The 15,703-nt window shown below is 49.8% G+C and carries 15 protein-coding genes; all 15 read right to left on the reverse strand.

What is annotated here, in order from left to right:
• Positions 1–150 precede the first annotated feature (150 nt).
• On the reverse strand, positions 151–801 hold the full coding sequence (locus MRY86_RS23475; RefSeq protein ID WP_293563426.1) for a hypothetical protein: 651 nt from the start codon (positions 799–801) through the stop codon (positions 151–153).
• 244 nt (positions 802–1,045) lie between these two features.
• Positions 1,046–1,630: a Crp/Fnr family transcriptional regulator gene (locus tag MRY86_RS23480; protein ID WP_293563427.1), complete on the reverse strand. Its 585-nt coding sequence runs from the start codon at positions 1,628–1,630 to the stop codon at positions 1,046–1,048.
• A 570-nt stretch (positions 1,631–2,200) separates the two neighbouring features.
• Positions 2,201–2,776 (reverse strand): hypothetical protein, encoded by a 576-nt coding sequence (locus tag MRY86_RS23485; RefSeq protein ID WP_293563338.1) that lies wholly within the window; start codon positions 2,774–2,776, stop codon positions 2,201–2,203.
• A 74-nt stretch (positions 2,777–2,850) separates the two neighbouring features.
• Positions 2,851–3,435, reverse strand: coding sequence for a Crp/Fnr family transcriptional regulator (locus MRY86_RS23490; protein ID WP_293563337.1), 585 nt, complete (start codon positions 3,433–3,435; stop codon positions 2,851–2,853).
• Positions 3,436–3,546: 111 nt separating this feature from the next.
• Positions 3,547–6,729: a hypothetical protein gene (locus MRY86_RS23495; protein WP_293563336.1), complete on the reverse strand. Its 3,183-nt coding sequence runs from the start codon at positions 6,727–6,729 to the stop codon at positions 3,547–3,549.
• Complete coding sequence (locus MRY86_RS23500; RefSeq protein WP_293563335.1) at positions 6,726–7,211, reverse strand: hypothetical protein; 486 nt, start codon at positions 7,209–7,211, stop codon at positions 6,726–6,728. Before MRY86_RS23500 ends, MRY86_RS23495 begins: the two co-directional genes overlap by 4 nt.
• Entirely contained in the window at positions 7,208–7,882 is a 675-nt protein-coding gene (locus MRY86_RS23505; protein ID WP_293563334.1) for a hypothetical protein, read from the reverse strand. The genes MRY86_RS23500 and MRY86_RS23505 overlap by 4 nt, the downstream gene beginning before the upstream one ends.
• Before the next feature lie 88 nt (positions 7,883–7,970).
• A complete protein-coding gene (locus MRY86_RS23510; protein WP_293563333.1) occupies positions 7,971–8,369 on the reverse strand; it encodes an SET domain-containing protein in 399 nt (132 codons plus the stop codon).
• Between the two features lie 5 nt (positions 8,370–8,374).
• Complete coding sequence (locus tag MRY86_RS23515; protein ID WP_293571970.1) at positions 8,375–9,547, reverse strand: hypothetical protein; 1,173 nt, start codon at positions 9,545–9,547, stop codon at positions 8,375–8,377.
• A gap of 7 nt (positions 9,548–9,554) precedes the next feature.
• Complete coding sequence (locus MRY86_RS23520) at positions 9,555–10,616, reverse strand: VOC family protein (RefSeq protein WP_293570290.1); 1,062 nt, start codon at positions 10,614–10,616, stop codon at positions 9,555–9,557.
• A gap of 109 nt (positions 10,617–10,725) precedes the next feature.
• Entirely contained in the window at positions 10,726–11,598 is an 873-nt protein-coding gene (gene rfbD, locus MRY86_RS23525; RefSeq protein WP_293570291.1) for a dTDP-4-dehydrorhamnose reductase, read from the reverse strand.
• Between the two features lie 228 nt (positions 11,599–11,826).
• Positions 11,827–12,324, reverse strand: coding sequence for a hypothetical protein (locus MRY86_RS23530; protein ID WP_293570292.1), 498 nt, complete (start codon positions 12,322–12,324; stop codon positions 11,827–11,829).
• A 231-nt stretch (positions 12,325–12,555) separates the two neighbouring features.
• The gene (locus MRY86_RS23535; protein WP_293571971.1) at positions 12,556–13,434 is read right to left on the reverse strand and encodes a pirin family protein; all 879 of its coding nucleotides are present in this window, start codon (positions 13,432–13,434) and stop codon (positions 12,556–12,558) included.
• Positions 13,435–13,640: 206 nt separating this feature from the next.
• Positions 13,641–13,967, reverse strand: a complete 327-nt coding sequence (locus tag MRY86_RS23540) for a hypothetical protein (protein ID WP_293567630.1) — start codon at positions 13,965–13,967, stop codon at positions 13,641–13,643.
• A gap of 68 nt (positions 13,968–14,035) precedes the next feature.
• A complete protein-coding gene (locus MRY86_RS23545) occupies positions 14,036–15,574 on the reverse strand; it encodes a glycosyltransferase family 39 protein (protein ID WP_293567632.1) in 1,539 nt (512 codons plus the stop codon).
• Positions 15,575–15,703 lie beyond the last annotated feature (129 nt).

The following is a 15,703-nucleotide window of genomic DNA, read 5'->3' on the forward strand; positions in this document are numbered from 1 at the left end:
TAGGTTTTGTATAGGATATGGATGAGTATTTTTTGCCAGATCAAAGAACGCCCGGAACCTCGTAGCCTAAGCTACGAAGGTGAGGACGAGATGCAGAGCTGGTGAAAAAGACCATTCAGAGACATACAAAATGTGCGTTAATAAACTCGATTAAAAAGTTAATCCTACTTGAAACCCAATATTGCCGTTCCTAAAATCGACGTCACCTACATCCTGAACTTCGCCTTGCCGGAAAGCCCAGTCATACTCCACGGAAACCACCAGGCCGTACCGGTTTTTCAATGGGAATTGATACCCCATACCCCCTGTAAGGGAGCCGCCAATTGCGAATTGGTGGTCGAAATCCAGATTTTCGGTATTCCTGTACTTCTGAGTGAACTGGGAGACAAAGTTGTAGTCGCCTTGCAGGTAAAAACCTTTAGTACCCGACTCAGAACCCGGGAAGTATTTGGTAGAGATGGCCGCTCCCCAAAAGTTGAAGAACAGCTCTTCGTCGTTATCGCCCTGAGATGGCGCAGCTCCCAGAGCTTTAAACTTTAAACCGAAGTGCAGGTGGTTGATGCTATTGAATTTGCGATAGACAGCAATCGAATATAACCCGCCACCGCTCGGGTCGAAGTTGCCCGCCTCAAACCGGTCTTCGAGGCCTGAGAAGAATTGGGTGACGCCATATCCCGCTTTAAACTCGCCGTATGTGAACCCTCCTGCATCTTCTTTTTGGAAAGTGGAGGATTCATTTTGGGCGAAAACGGATACAGCCGCGATAAGCAAAAACGATAAAAGAGGAATCGACTTTTTCATTGTAGTAAATGTATTTTATTCACTACAAAGAAAAGGGCGTCCCAAGCCCCGTTCATTGATGTAGGTTAAGAAGGGGGTGTCCGGCTATGAATTTCCAGTCGGGAGGGGATTGAGCTTCGCGCCTTATTCCAGGCATGACCCGTTGTGTCTGTTGGGCAGCCCAAGTTAGGTCCCTTGGCAGATGCAGTAATCTTAGCGGTTTGAGGTCATGGCAAAGCGTCAGAAGGGGTAGTAACTCAGAGCGCTATACCTTGGTATTAGTTAAGGACTTTCTTATTCTGCTGAGTGATTCAGGGGCGATACCCAGGTACTCCGCAATTAGGTATTGCGGTACGCGCTGACTTAGATAAGGCCTTTTATTGATGAGTTTTAAGTAACGTTCGGTAGCATCATCCATTAACAGGGATTTGCTCTTTTCATGCCACTGCAAGTAGATCTGTTCGGCCATCATCCTGCCCAACCTGTCGAATGGCTGATGGGGCAGGTCATACAAAGCGTTCATGCGCTCATAGCTTAAGGTATAAATTACACAATCTTCCAGGCATTCAATGTATTTGTCAGTGGTAGACTGGTAGATGAAGCTGGTATAGTCTGTTATAAATTCGTAGTCCAACGAGAACTCGTCGATGTACCTTTTTCCATCTTTGAGATAGTAGCACATCATATTCCCGTTGAGTATGAAGACTAAATCTCTGCATATCTGACCTTCCTGAAGCAGAAAGTCGCCTTTTTTCAATTTTTTTTCACTGAAAGCATTTGCAAACTGAATAATGGCCTCTTCCGGAAACCGAGAGAACATTTTCAAAAATATTTCTTGTATCGCGTTCATGTGTTATTTGGTGGGTAAAATGTAGTGCCTCTGCATTACGCAGCGCAGCAGATTATTATTTGCGGCACTATGTTGTTAGGCCATGTGAGAATCTGATGTCAAATTCCAATCAAAATTAAATCAAACATGGTCTGAGGCCCTTATCCGAGAGGATCAATTTAGAACGGGTTGCAGATGCAGTTTCCGCTATCCATAATCGTTCTTCCCCTGTTCCTTGAAGCGCTTTTCTATGGTTTGTATTTAAGAGATGCTAACGTAGCATCTCTTAACTTCTCCATATCTATCAAGCACTATCACTGCTATGCTCTTTAATGAACGCTTTAAAGATACAACAGTCATTTTAAATTCTGGAAATCACGAGTCATTTCAATTGGTAAAATCGTAGGCAAATACCCAACATTACGAGTAAACCAAATTGCACATTAGTCTTTTACGCTTCAGGCCCTTACTGTTTGGAAAAAAAGCGGCTTCTGTTCCGTTCTGAAGAGCAGAATGGAACAGAAGCCGCGCCTCTTTCTATGCCCCTGCGTTTAGCGGTTCAATAGAAAGAGGAGCAGGCCAATCTACAGACTATCTTAAAGGATAGGCATAGCCCAAGTGTGCAGTCACCAACCAGCTCCAACCTGGATTAGATATTTTGTCGTTGCCTACCACGAACTCTTGTTCATTTGCCGCATCTAGCCACAAGGCGGCCCAAGGCGTGATATAAAAACCTTTCCAGATATTCAATTTATACCCACCGCGGATACCAATGTTAACTTCATTGATCACCTCTTCTCCACCTGTCTCCCTATGTGTCAGTAACAATCGGGTACTGTTGATGTCCACTCCGACGAAAGCCCCCTTGTTTAAGTCCTTCTTGTTAAGTAAGTAATCGACCTTGATTCCGTCTATTCGGATAACCAAATCAAACGCTGTGGTGCCGTACAGAAAATCCTCGAAAGTCTCTGGGTAATCTACTCTTACGGTTGTCAGATCGAATCGGGTACGCCATTTCCAGTTCTCATAGCCCAGGTGGATCGAATACCCTTGATTAATGTAGGCCAGAGGATCCGCTTCAAAGTATAGCAAACCTTTGTATTGCTCCTGAGAAAAGACGGAAAGAGAGGCTGCGAAAAAGACTAAAAACAGAATTGATTTTTTCATTGTAGCATGTGTTTTTTGTTCGCTACAAAGAAAAAACAGTCCCCAAACCTATGCATTGATCAATGGTAAGAAAGCTAGGTTTTGAGATTATTCAAATTCTTTTTGAGCCTGCTGAGTGATTCAGGAGTAATACCTAAGTACTCAGCAATCAGAAACTGGGGGACTCGTTGGGGTAAGTAAGACCTGTTCTCAATGAGTTTTAAATAGCGTTCAGAGGCACTATCCATCAAAAGGGATTTGCTTCTTTGATTCCACTCCAGGAACAACTGTTCAGCCATTAATCTGCCTAACTTTTCAAATTGCTGCTGTGGCTGTTCGTAAAAAGCATATAGCTTTTCACGGGTAAGGCCATAAACGGTGCAATCTTCAATACATTCAATGTATTTGTCCGTTTGAGTTTGGTTGATAAGGCTCGTATAGTCGGTCATGAATTCGCAATCCAATGAAAACTCGTCTATGTATCTCTTGCCATTCTTGAGATAATAGCACATCATATTCCCCTTGAGAATGAAAACTAATTCTTGACATATCTGGCCTTCCTGAAGTAAGTATGCTCCTTTTTTTAGTTTTCTTTCGACAAAAGCATCAGAAAACTGAATGATGGCCTCCTCTGGAAAAAGAGGGAACATTTTCAAAAATATTTCTCGTGTCGCGTTCATTTCAAATCATTGCTAAATAGTATTGTACAGCCTTGTTGCTCTGGTCAATCTGTCCGCAGGTAAGCCTGACGGCAACAAGCCCTCTCCGCATAGCAGAAGGGCTTTTAAAGATTACCGAACAAACAACGTCTTCAACGGCACATCCACGCCAAAGTTCAGGAAAAACCGGGTCGACTGCAGCGTAATCTGCTCGCCCTGCACTTCCCGGAACTGTGGTCCGTACTGTCCCCCTGCGCCAACATAAAAAGGTGAGTTTTTGATATTGTAGTGCAACTGCAATCCGGGCCGGAAGACATTTTTGAATGTCAGGTCGGTTTCCCCAAACTGTGTGTCCCCGGGCACATAGGTGAAAAAGCTGCCCAGGTCGATAAGGCTGAGAAAAAGCGAAAGGGAATGGCCATCCAGCTGCTTGGTTTGCAGCGTAGATTCGTTAATCACAATTCGCCGTTTGCCGAGCCGGCGGCTGACAGAAAAGCCGATAGGCATGGTGGGCATGATGTTGGTAAACGTTTCTTCGGTATTCGTGCTGTTCTGCTCCCAGTTTTCCTGCCCCACAGAAACGCCCAGGTAAGCGTTTAGGGCTACGGTGACTTTTTTCTTGCGCTTGAGGCGGGAACTGCCCGGTGGATCAGCAATGCCCTCCATAAGGCTTTGGACTTCGTTGGTAGACTGTGCATCTACCAAACCAGCGATAAAGTAGCCGTACTCAGTGAGGAAACTGAGAAACTGCGCCAGTTCCTCCTGCCCCGGTTCGTCTCCCTGGAAAACAGGTGCCAATCCGGTAAACAAGCCAAGGGTAGCGCCAATAGCCTGACGGTGGTCCCGCCGGTTGAGGTAATAAACCATGTCCAGCAGCTTTTGAGAGACCTCCGGCACCGGCTTAAGCCTGGGGTCGCTTTCCACCAGCGGCAACAACTGCCCGCTGTTGGATTGATCCACTAGCAGCGGCAGCTCCAAAATACGGTTCAGGGTGTTTACCACAAATGCGGCTTTGCGGTAAAACCGAAGGCTATCTTGTTCGACCGAAACAGAATCCGGAGGGGTGAGGTCGGGGAGGTCCGCTACAGTGAGTTGCACCAACTGCGCCAGCCCATCCGGGGCGATGTTCCGGATTTGCTTCACCTGCCGCATACGCTGATACAGCAGGCCCAGAAAGGCAGGGCGGAGATCCGGGTCATTCAGCGCACTATCCAGTACCGGGCGGGCGATCCACATTTGGGCAGGGTCCGAAGCGCGCAGGCAGTAAGTGAGCTGCGACATAGACTCTGTGAGGAAGAGCATCGGCTCGGCATTGCGCTGTAGCTTGTAGGGCGTTGGGGCATAAGTGGTATCCACCTCCTCAAGTTCTGCTTTTAATGCATGGAGTTCGTTTTTTAGCTTTTGCACTTTCACCACCAGCCCGGAGTAAGGATGAGTCGGCTTTTGCCCCAGCAAGTAGATACTGATTGGATGGGTAGGTGGAAGTTCGGCTTCCTCGCCTAAGACCCGTTCGTTGAGGTCGAAGAATCGCTGCTCAATGTCCTGCAGTTCCTCTTTCCATTCCCTGACCAGTTGCTGTTGTGTTAGGTTACGGGCCACCATCTCAATGCGGGTTGCGGGGCTGTTGATGTTGTAGGGGGCGTTCAGCATATTCGAAAGGACCTGGAAAGCCAGCCCCTGCTGATAGCTCAGGCTGTCCACTGCTGCCCAGTAAGTCCGTGTGTCGCGGACGGCGGCGAGGAGCTGCTTTCGCTTCAGCTCAAGGTCCTGATAGACTTTTGCATCAAGTTCATCAGGCAAGACCTTGTATTTCCACTCTTCCAGCCGGCGGTGATAAAGCGTCAGGTCGGCTACCCAGTTGTCCAGGATGTCCGCCAGGGTTTGGTCTTCGTACCAGGTGCCGCCCAGCCTTCGGGCGATTTCCAGCCCGGCAGCAATGAGCATGCGCTCGGTAGGCTCTTCGGAAAAGTACTGATCATAGCTGTCCACGCTACGAATTTGCATAAGATAGGCGCTGTCGAGCCGGCCCCGCAGCAGATAGGGCAGGAAGTTCAGGCGGTAGCCTTCTGCATCGTCGCTCATGAGCGTGGCCAGATTGTATTCCGGTTTGAAGAGATAAGCAAAACCAGGCGCAGACTTTTGCCGGTTGGTGGTGTCGGGGGCAGCCAGCCACCGTTGCTCAATGGCCTGCAGGCTGTCTTCCAGTGTGTTTTCTGCATCATTCAGCGATATGTAAATGCTGCTGAGCAGGTTGGTGATGGTTTGCGTCCGCTCGTGCAGGTCATCCAGAGTTGTCGCGCCACTTTGCACCGTATCTGCCAGAGTGAAGTTGAGCTTTTTACCGTTTTCCTGGTAGTTGGTGAGGATATTACGGTGCGTGGCCCCCATGATGTCGCTTAGGGGCATGTCATTTTGCGAAAGCCCGATGATCGTGTATACGGTCAGCAGGTTGTACATGATGGGGTCCGATTGCAGCGCCTCGAACCGGTCATCTTCCAGCAAGATAATGGGCAACCGTACGCTCAGCAATTGTAGATCTTCATAAAAGGCGGTCCGCACCCGTTCTAAAAAGGACTGAGAATAGCTAAAACTGGTACTGCTGACCTCTTTGTAAACCGTAGGGAACAGCAGCCTGACCGGCGGTACTTCGTCTTCCAGAAACCGGTCCAGGAAATTGATGGCGACCTCCTGTTGTGCGCGTTCCAGTACAAAATGGAAGACGCCTTCAAGCAGCATGCTGGTGTTGACCAAACCGTTGTCTATGTTTTGATTGCTTGTTTTGGCGGCGCTTTTTAGGGCTAAGCGGCTCTCTACAGGTGGGATGGTATAGCGTTGCAATGCTTTGGAAATCGAAAGAAAGTCGGCCATGTTTTGCCCTTCCGAACTTTTAAGCGCTCTTGCCATTTGTTCCCTCGGTGCTTGTTGCAGTCTTGTGCGTTGCGCCCTGTACCTGCTCATCGCCACACTGTCCGGCGCTTCAGCATAGCCTTTCAGTTGCCGAAGCGGTAGCCATTCAGAAAGGATCTGATTGCTTTGATAATGCTCAGCCGTTTCCAGCAGGTCTGCGGCTTTTTCGCCCTGTTCGAGCCCATCGGCATCGTATTGCTGGAGAATGGCCATGGCTTCGGCGAAAGCCATGCGCATGGAGTCCGTCTCCAGGCTGTCCGGCATTTGGGTGAGCATGCGTTTGGCCCTGACCAGCCTGGCAGCGTCTTCAATCAGGCTCTGCCCGGAAAGTACGACAGGAAAGAGCCCTCCCAACAGGAAAGTCGCAAGTAATCGGTAAGTGTTTGGCATCGTGTTTCGCTTGGTCATTGGATAATAGGGGTTGAATCTTGTCTGACTCGGGCATAATCGCAGAACAACAGGAGCGCCTCTTGTAAATCTGCTTGTGTTTGGCCTCCTGCAACGAGCACGTTGATGTACTCAAGTGTGCTCACCTGAGTCTCATCAGCAACGGTATTGCCGTAAAGGATGCTATGGCGCAGGCTGTCGGTGAGCAGCCGGACTTCAGTGCGCAGCATTAGGAAAGTAGAATCTTCCAGCATCGCCTGCCCATTAGCCATCAGGCTGTCTTCCCGTACCCGGCAGTTGACTTTGAGGTCATTGAGCTTTTCCAGCACCTGAGCCTCCCATCCATCTACCTGAGACCGAAGGCTGTCCAACCGGGCCAGGCTATCCCTCTGCAGGCTGTCTACAGTGGCTCCGGGGAAGGGGTCTTGTTCCGGACCACCTCCGCAGTTGGCTATCCAGAAACCTAAACAAATGATGCTAATTTTAGTCAGGAATCGTCTCATGCTTTTTCTTCTTCAGTAACAGGAATCTGGCTTTCCACGTAGTCGTTCAGCATTTGGTAGGAGGCCTTGAACTTGGGGACATCCGTAGCGGCTTTGATCAAGCCAATCATGAGTTCCATGGTTTTGATCGCATTTTCGTCTGCCTGCACCGTGTTTTCCCGCAAATGCTTTCGGTACACAGCCAGGAAAGCAGTGAATGCAGCCTCCTGCTCCAGGAATTCCGGATCGGCGGTAGGGTCCTGATCAGCAGCGATGAGGGCGTTTTTGGTTTCCCGAAGTGCCCGTCGGATTTTGAGGAGCTCGTCGAGCATTTTCTGGTTCCACTGAGAGGGGGCGGCTTGTGCGGCTCTTTCCTGTAGGGGGATCAGGATCATATCCCGGATCAACTGCTGCAGGTTGCTGAAATGGTCCAGAAAGGAATTTGGCGTTTCCTCAGGAGCCAGTTTTAAAGCCACTATAGCCTTCAAGAGCTGGTGTTCGTCGTAGGAGAGTTCGTCTGCCCAGAGCAAGGCGCTGTGCAGATCGACCTCCAGATCTTCGATTTGTTGTTTGGCGTCCGCGGCAGCCTGATCATCGATGAGTTGATTGTTTTGGAAGGTCTTCAGGCGGGCCAGGCAGGATAGCTGTACGTCCCGGAGTTGGTGGATGAGTGTTTCTTTTTGAGACGGCATGGGGTTAGGTTTGATGATTGTAAGAGATGCTAACATAGCATCTCTAAGTCCATTACCAATACCGAAAAATAGTCATTTTTCTGAAATTCTAATCGTTTAGTCGCCGTGCCATGAACCAGACCTCTTCCTCGTCACCGGGGTGGCCGTTATAATTGACGGTGATTTCCTCTCCCGCTTTTAGGTCGCGGAGCGCCATGAAGTGCAGGGCCTTACCCTCAAAATCGGGCAGGTAGAAGGCGTTGGGGCGGTAGCTGTGGTTGTACAAAGAGCCGTAGCCCAAGGCAATGGCGCAGGCCTCTTCCTGTTGCCCCCAGATGAAGTAGTAGTCGTACAGCCCGGTTTGGTCCAGGTATTTAAGATGCTCCTTTGGCATAACAATGACCGGGCAGATTTCCAGCAAAGCGCCTTCGGGTATGTCGGCTGCGGTGAAAACGCCCCGTCCGCCCAGATCGCTGTTGGCAAAGTATAAGGATGGAATTCTTTGCATGAACTTTAAAAGATTAAGAGGCCTATCTGAATGACGATGTAGATAAGCATCCCAAACATACCTAAATTCCCGGTTATCCACCATCCGAGGTAAGCCCGGTGGTGTTCTCGTTGGTGTATCAGGAGATTGAAGGCAGCGGTAAGCGGCAGTAAGATACGGGTGTAGCCAGCCTGTTCAAACCAGATGGGCGCTCCCAGCAGGCAGAACAGCAGGGCGAATCCGATGCCAAAAAGCCAGTATTTGTCCCTTAGGCTGTACCGGACGAAGAAGTAAGCCGCCTGCACGAGGAAGGAAACCGGTGCCAGAAGTTCGAAAAGAGCTTGACTGAGGGCATCTAGTCTTGGCCTACCTGTACTGATGAAGGCCTGTAAATGAAGCCCGGCTGCCCCGAATTTTGCTATGAATGCTTCAAAGGGCAACAACAGATTAGTTGCGGTCTGACTTTTTGGCAAACCACTGATTTGAAGTACGTAAATGTACCAGCATAGGGGGATGAGCCCGATAACCAGTGCTGTTCTCAAAAGCCGGGTATAAGGGGTCCGGTATACCCATAAAACAGCAGGGGCGCTTAATGCGGCAGTCTCTTTCGTGAGTATTGAGAAGGCAAAAAGCAAAGCTGCTCCTGCCCAACTCATAGAGCACAAAACAGGCAAAAGGGAAAAAAATAAAGCGGGCAGATCAATCAACGCCCGCTCGATAGAAATAAGTGTACCAGAAGAAAGCAAGATGGCGGCAACCATCAATTTAGTCTTGAGTTTGTGCAGGTCAAAACGGTTCAGGAGCAAGGTCAACAGTCCAATCCAGAAAGCGAAGTTGAGCAACGCGTAGACTTGTAGTATCCACCGCGGTTGACCGAGCCCGAGGGTGTAGGCTATAGCCGAAAGCCCGATCCGTCTACCCCGCCAAAAAACAGAATCAATGGAACGTCTCATTCCGGGATGTTGCAGAGAAGGGTCGATAGCCATTTGAGCATAAAACTGCCCGTCGTATCCCAATGCACTAATTGCTGGTGGAGCAATGGCCTGAACTTCAGGGAGCTGCCGCTGTTCAAACCTTTCGCCGAAGTAGATCATGGAAAGTAGGCCGTTTCCAGGCTCGTGGCTGTTCCAGGCCAGAAAAAGCACTGGAGCAACCAGGAGGGTGAGAAAGGCAACCGTTGACCATCTTCGGTTTTGCATGGCAAGGCTATTCCGTTACCCGGGAAAGCCCCATGGCTTTGATGATCCAGCGGGGAAGTGGCTTGGTAGGTTTGCGTTTCTTGAGGTTGAGGTACCAGCCAAGTTTCTTCATCACCGGGACCTTGTGGGTTTCCACAAACTCAATGAGGGTGCCATCGGGGTCTTCAATATAACTGAATCGCCCGGCAGCCTCACCCATGTCAAAACTGTTGCTACTGTCAACGGTGAAAGGGAAGCCTGCAGCTGTGCAATTAGATTTAAGTTCATCCATATTGCGCACATCAAAACACAGGTGGATGAAGCCCAGGTCACCCCACAAGCGCTCATCGTAGATCTTCCGGGGTTCATGCCCAGTTTTGAGTTGTACCAATTCCAGCTCGCTCCGGCCAAACAATGGCGCAAATGCTCCGGCCCGCTCTGCTTTGTGCCGCAGCAGTACGCGCCGCATGGGGTTGCTATGGCCCGGTACCTGACCCAGGCTGCTAAAGACACCTTCTTCATCGGAAATGACCTCATCGTAACCCAGGACATCCCGGTAGAGCTTTAAGGCTGCATCAATATCAGAAACGCCAATTATGGCACCGTAAATACCACCGGTCAGTTGTTTGCGGTTTTGAAACCAATCGGTAGCTTCCACAATCTGGAAGACATTGCCGTAGGGGTCTTGTGCAAAGAAGTTAAGCGGCCCCTGCCCGACGCGGTGCACACCAGACAAACATTTTACGCCATTGGCCTGATAGTAGTCATAAGCTTTCCGGGCATCAGGTGTCTTGATTTTTGCGGCGAAGATACCGTAGTCACCCAATTGAATATCAAAAGTGGAAGGCTGAGGCTCCCGGCAGGTATACTGCCAGATTTCGAAACCACCACCGCCTTGCATATTCATAGCGAGGATAGCATAGCGGTTGCGAGGTTGACCACCGGTGTAGGGAAGCATTAGCCCGGCTTCTGCTTTTTCCGTGAAAACCGGCACATCTGTACCGAAGTATTTTCTGTACCACTTCCAGGCCTCATCTGCGTCTTTTACGCCTACCCCCATTTGCTGAATGCCGCTAATAATATAGTTCATGTCTATCCTTGATCGTTCATGTTATCCGATAAATACTTTGGCCGGGGCTGGAAAAGAATGACGAAATTAAGTCAAAAATTCTGAACTCGGGTGATCTGCCAGCCATTTTTTACAGGTGCTCCAGCATGCGCTTCAGGTCCTTCTGCCAGTGCGGGATAGTGAGCCCGAATGCCGACTTGAATCTCGCTTTGTTGAGCAGGCTGAAGGGGGGGCGCTGTGCAGGCGTAGGGAAGTCTTTGGTCTCAATGGGTAGAATCTCGCATTCCAGACCTTTCGCATCAATCGCTGCTTTCGCAAAATCGTACCAGCTGCAAACCCCTTCGTTGCTGTAGTGGTAGATGCCGTGCCATTTTTCCTGGCTTACCGTGCCCATGCGGTGCAGTTGGATGACCTTGAGCATAGCATCGGCGAGGCTCCGGGCGTAGGTTGGGCTGCCGATTTGGTCAAACACTACCGTCAGCCGGTCGCGCTCCCCGCCCAGGCGGAGCATTGTTTTCACAAAATTGTGCCCGAAGGTGGAGTACACCCAGGACGTGCGCACAATCATGCTGTAGTCGTGGGCCTCCAGAGCTGCTTTTTCACCGTCCAGCTTGGTTTGAGCGTAGACGCCTTTGGGCTCGGTGGGGTCGTCTTCCCGTAGCGGGCGGTTGAGGCTGTTGTGGTAGACGTAGTCGGTGGAGAAGTGGATAAAGGGGGCACCATGCTTATGGCATTGAGTGGCCAGATGCTGCACGGCAGTGACATTGACGGCTTTCGCCAAATCAGTCTCCGTTTCGGCTTTGTCCACGGCCGTATAGGCTGCGCAATTGATACAGTAATCAGGCTGCTGCTCGTTGAAGAACTTTTCGACCGCATCACCATCGGTAATGTCCAGTAAGGTCCGGTTGGTGAAGATAAATTGTACATCGGAACGCTGAGCAGCCAGTACCTGCAGTTCGCGCCCTACCTGTCCGTTGGCGCCGGTGACGAGTATTTTTGCCATGGGGTTGTGCGTATTTGGTTTGAGATGCTAAAGATAGCGTAAGGTTGGGCAATTTTAGGTACGGAATGCATCACATTCCGTACCTAAAGGCACGGGAAAGCCGTTTGTAAGGAGTGTTTTACCCATATTTAACCCCTAACGGGGTTGGAGATGCAAAGGAAAGTGGGGACCGCTTAATCCCTTGTTGCATGCCCGGCAAAGTACGAAAATGCGCCCGTTGAAGAAAACCTATCGGGCAACCGGGCTCAGCGTTTTCCACAAAACCACCACAAAAGGCGCTGCAATGGCCGCCCAGTAAATGAGTTGAAAGGTGCGGTGCCGGTAGGCAGAAGGGGAGGCAGGTTGTTGTGCCTGCTCCACAAATACGCCGATGTTGTACAGGAGGTTGGCAATGCCCATATAGATCAGGTAAATCACGATGAGGAAGAGGACCTGCCGGGGCTGCACCTGAAAAGCTTCTCCGGTAAAGGCATTTACCCGCCACCGCAAGAGCGCATAGTAGACAAGCAGGACCACCGCGCCCGAGGCGAGCAGGCTTCGGTTGAAGGTGCTGCGGCGGGCTTCCCACCATTCGATAGCTTCCGCGCCTTCGCCGGTGCGGGTCAGGTCTTCATCGAGGGGGCCGGGGCCGGTGGTACTTTCGCGCAGGCTGCGCAACAGATAAACCGACAACGGCAGTACGCCGATGATCAATATGAGGATTAGAAAGAGAAAGAAATTACCCATGTGTTGTTAACATCGACGGTTTGTTTTTGATCGCAGGGGGCTAAAAATATTGCCTTGTGCTTTGGCGTGTATTGGTTATGTTTGTTGCTCGTTCCTGGTCAAACAGGGTTCGCCTAATGTTGACAAGATCACATTCCGCACCTAACGGCGCGGGGTAAAGGCTGCGGCTTTAGGTGACCTATCTATTGCCCCTAGCGGCACATGCTGCACCCTATCCAAATAATGCGCATTTCATTTTATAAAATCAGGAAAGGGGATGTAGGTTTCATCCCCCGGCACCTTGGGAAACTGCTTATCTACCCATTCGGCTTTGGCCTGCTTCAGGCGCTCCTTGCTGTGCGAAACAAAGTTCCACATTAAGAACCGCTCCTCAGGTAGCGGCTCGCCTCCAAAGAGCAGGATTTGCGAGTTGGCATCAAGGCAAACCTCACATTCCTCGTCCGTTTTGCTGATCAGCATTTGGCCAGCTTTCACCTTTTGCCCCTGACTGGTGATCGACCCTTTTACGATAACAAATGCGACTTCGCCTTTGAGGTGACGGCTTAGGTTCAGCGTGGTTTCTTCTTCAGTGAAAATATCCACCATGAAAAGGGGAGAAAATCCCTGCAACGGAGCGGACCTGCCGAATGCCTGTCCGGCGGCGAGTTTGATTTGCAATGGCCCGTCTGTCCAGTGGGGTAGGTCTGCACTTGGGTAGTAATCAAACCGGGGCTCCATCTCTTCCTGTGCTTTAGGCAAGGCTACCCAGATTTGATATCCGTGCAGGGTGGACATCTTCCCCCGCCCATCTTGTGGGGTCCTTTCGGTGTGGGTCACGCCCTTGCCTGAAGTCATGAATCCTACATCTCCTGGCCGGATGACCTGCACACTCCCTATGCTATCCCGGTGTTCTATCTCCCCTTCAAAAAGATAAGTTAGGGTACTTAGGCCGATATGCGGATGCTGGTCCACATCCACATAATTGCCATCCCCGATCCGGGCGGGCCCCATGTGGTCGATGAACGTAAAGGGCCCTACCTGCCGTTTCTTCCGGAAGGGCAGCAGGCGGCCGACCATGAAGTTCCCAACGTCTTTCTGGCGTTCGTCTACGATGAGTTTGTTGTTGGCCATGTCATGTTTTGTTGAGTGCTTTTACAATGGGGTGTTACCTTGGGAATATTCTGTAGGAAAATAACGCCTCCTAAGATATTATTCTATTAGCAAAAGGTTGAAAACAGCAGACGCTTTAACAACTGCTCTCAGAGCTTTGGCAACACCAGTTTGGCAATGGGCGTGTACCCAAGCGCATAGCGTTTGTTGTAACAATTTTACATTTCTTATCCGGGTATTTCAGGGATGATAACTTTTAGCTCGCCTGTTCCTTCAGCAAAGTTGATATTAAGAAATATCCACCATTCCTTTACTGATTCTGGGTCGAAGGCAATATTTTCTAGTTCTGATATATTTGCTATCTGACTAATCGCAGAATGTAGTCCCTTTATTCTCCTTTCTTCGATCTCTATTGTAAGAGTAAGGGCTAAATCCGAAAAAAAATTGAAGTCAACAATGAAGCCATCATTTGAAGAAATAATATCTTTTAATGCTTCAAGGGCCGTGTTCCTCTCTTGGGCAGAAAATATTTTCCAATTTAGTTTATTCGTCATCTTAAATGAATAAAAGCGTGTTTTAGTTCGCTGCGGGGCCAAAGTAAATGTGCCTGGACTACAACCCCCTATTCCCGGATGTCATAGATCAAAATCCCCTTATACGCCCCGATCGGTTTCTTTAAAAAAGGTTGGTACATGGGTTTTTCCAGATAGCTGCTGTCATTGATGATGAGGAATTCTGCCCCTACCTTTTGAAACCCGCCTACGGTATAGTCACCGCCGTTGAAAGCCTCTGAGTATCCCGGGTTATTCATCAGGTAAAGCGTGATATTGGGGCTTTTGTCCCGAACGCTTACCACCTTGGCATGGCGGCTCACCCCTATGGAACGGAGGTAGGGTTCCAGTTCGTAGGAACCTTCGGGCAGTCCGCTCCGGAACCGGTCATCGGTGTAGCGCACTTTTTGAATCTCGCGGTTCTGCATCAGCCCCAGGATGCTTAGCGCGAAAAGACCGGCTACCGGGACAGCCTTGATGAGCCAATGTCGCTCCTTCAGCGCCCGCCTTCCCCATTCCAGCAAGGTGATCAGCAGAAATGTCGGATAAATGGCGAAGGTCAGCCAGTAATAATCATGCATGGGAAAGGCTTTCAAAAAGAGCAGCCCGTAGCCTCCACACCCCACCAGCAAAAGGAGGGTAATCCAGCGCAACAGCTCATGCATCCTCAGGAAGACCCCCAGGAACAAAAGCGTCATAGCGCCCAGCGTATACAACCAGGCCGGGTGCATCAAATGAGGAAGCCAAACATCCTCTACCATGTACTCCAGCAGTTGCCAGTCGTCCTTATTCATTTCCCAGAAGGGTAAAATACCGATCAGGCTTTGGTTGTTGCCGTAAACGTCGTTGTAATAACGGGCGTATTCGTACCAGGCTACATTCAACGCGATAACGGCCACGGCAATTCCAACCCAGTGCAGCAGGTGATTTCTGGGTATGAAAGCGTTTGGGAATAACCTTCCCGGCAGCAAGCTGAGCAAACCAACCGCAAGAATAGCAATGAAACTAATCCCTTCTGAAACCTTGAGCAGGCAGGCGATGAGCATAAAAAAAGCCATTAAGTAAAGCCATACCAGTTTTGGGTTGTCCCGGTATCTGAAGAAAGCATACCATCCAATCAAAACCAGCCCTATTGCCGGGGCATTCGGCAGAAAGTTGTTGCTGTAATAAAAGAAGACCGGAAAGGTGCTCATCAGGGCTACCGGAAACAGGGCGAGCCCGCCACTACCCGTCAACCGCTTCCCAATCAGGAACAAAAACCACCAGCCTGCCATAACGATCAGGAGGTGTGTCCCCCGGTGGAGCACTTCATGGACCCCAAACCAATCATACAATATACTGATGAAGTAATAGGTGACCGGAAATTCTGCGATAGCGTAGCCATTTTTCCCAGCCTGATTGTGCATCTGCGGTGTCCAAAAAGAGACTTCATTCTGATGGAAATTCAGTGATTGGCTGGCACTGTCTGCCTGCCGCCACTGATGCACGCTGCGCGGGCGGTAGAACAGGCTTTCGTGGGCATTGGCGGAGAAAAGTAAAATCAGCAAGTAGCCCAGGAAAATGAATATCCAGATGCTGTTTTGTTGGCGGTTAAGCTGGCGCGTTGTCATATCCTTCCATTTTAAAGCGATAGAGCGATATCGTACAATGGTTCAAATATAGTTGAAAGGTGGTTGATTTTAAAGGTTTAAAAAGAGGAATATTTGAATGACAGCAAAAGGATGCATTAAACTCCTACA

Origin of the sequence: Phaeodactylibacter sp., from assembly GCF_022763345.1 — a bacterium.
Lineage (GTDB): Bacteria > Bacteroidota > Bacteroidia > Chitinophagales > Saprospiraceae > Phaeodactylibacter.

Bases quoted from the DNA above. Each gene is read 5' to 3' on its own strand.
- MRY86_RS23530 (WP_293570292.1), bottom strand. From the start codon at position 12,324: ATGGGTAATTTCTTTCTCTTTCTAATCCTCATATTGATCATCGGCGTA.
- MRY86_RS23490 (WP_293563337.1), bottom strand. From the start codon at position 3,435: ATGAACGCGACACGAGAAATATTTTTGAAAATGTTCCCTCTTTTTCCA.
- MRY86_RS23520 (WP_293570290.1), bottom strand. From the start codon at position 10,616: ATGAACTATATTATTAGCGGCATTCAGCAAATGGGGGTAGGCGTAAAA.
- MRY86_RS23475 (WP_293563426.1), bottom strand. From the start codon at position 801: ATGAAAAAGTCGATTCCTCTTTTATCGTTTTTGCTTATCGCGGCTGTA.
- MRY86_RS23535 (WP_293571971.1), bottom strand. From the start codon at position 13,434: ATGGCCAACAACAAACTCATCGTAGACGAACGCCAGAAAGACGTTGGG.
- MRY86_RS23515 (WP_293571970.1), bottom strand. From the start codon at position 9,547: ATGCAAAACCGAAGATGGTCAACGGTTGCCTTTCTCACCCTCCTGGTT.
- MRY86_RS23505 (WP_293563334.1), bottom strand. From the start codon at position 7,882: ATGCCGTCTCAAAAAGAAACACTCATCCACCAACTCCGGGACGTACAG.
- MRY86_RS23540 (WP_293567630.1), bottom strand. From the start codon at position 13,967: ATGACGAATAAACTAAATTGGAAAATATTTTCTGCCCAAGAGAGGAAC.
- MRY86_RS23500 (WP_293563335.1), bottom strand. From the start codon at position 7,211: ATGAGACGATTCCTGACTAAAATTAGCATCATTTGTTTAGGTTTCTGG.
- MRY86_RS23480 (WP_293563427.1), bottom strand. From the start codon at position 1,630: ATGAACGCGATACAAGAAATATTTTTGAAAATGTTCTCTCGGTTTCCG.
- MRY86_RS23545 (WP_293567632.1), bottom strand. From the start codon at position 15,574: ATGACAACGCGCCAGCTTAACCGCCAACAAAACAGCATCTGGATATTC.
- MRY86_RS23495 (WP_293563336.1), bottom strand. From the start codon at position 6,729: ATGACCAAGCGAAACACGATGCCAAACACTTACCGATTACTTGCGACT.
- MRY86_RS23510 (WP_293563333.1), bottom strand. From the start codon at position 8,369: ATGCAAAGAATTCCATCCTTATACTTTGCCAACAGCGATCTGGGCGGA.
- rfbD (WP_293570291.1), bottom strand. From the start codon at position 11,598: ATGGCAAAAATACTCGTCACCGGCGCCAACGGACAGGTAGGGCGCGAA.
- MRY86_RS23485 (WP_293563338.1), bottom strand. From the start codon at position 2,776: ATGAAAAAATCAATTCTGTTTTTAGTCTTTTTCGCAGCCTCTCTTTCC.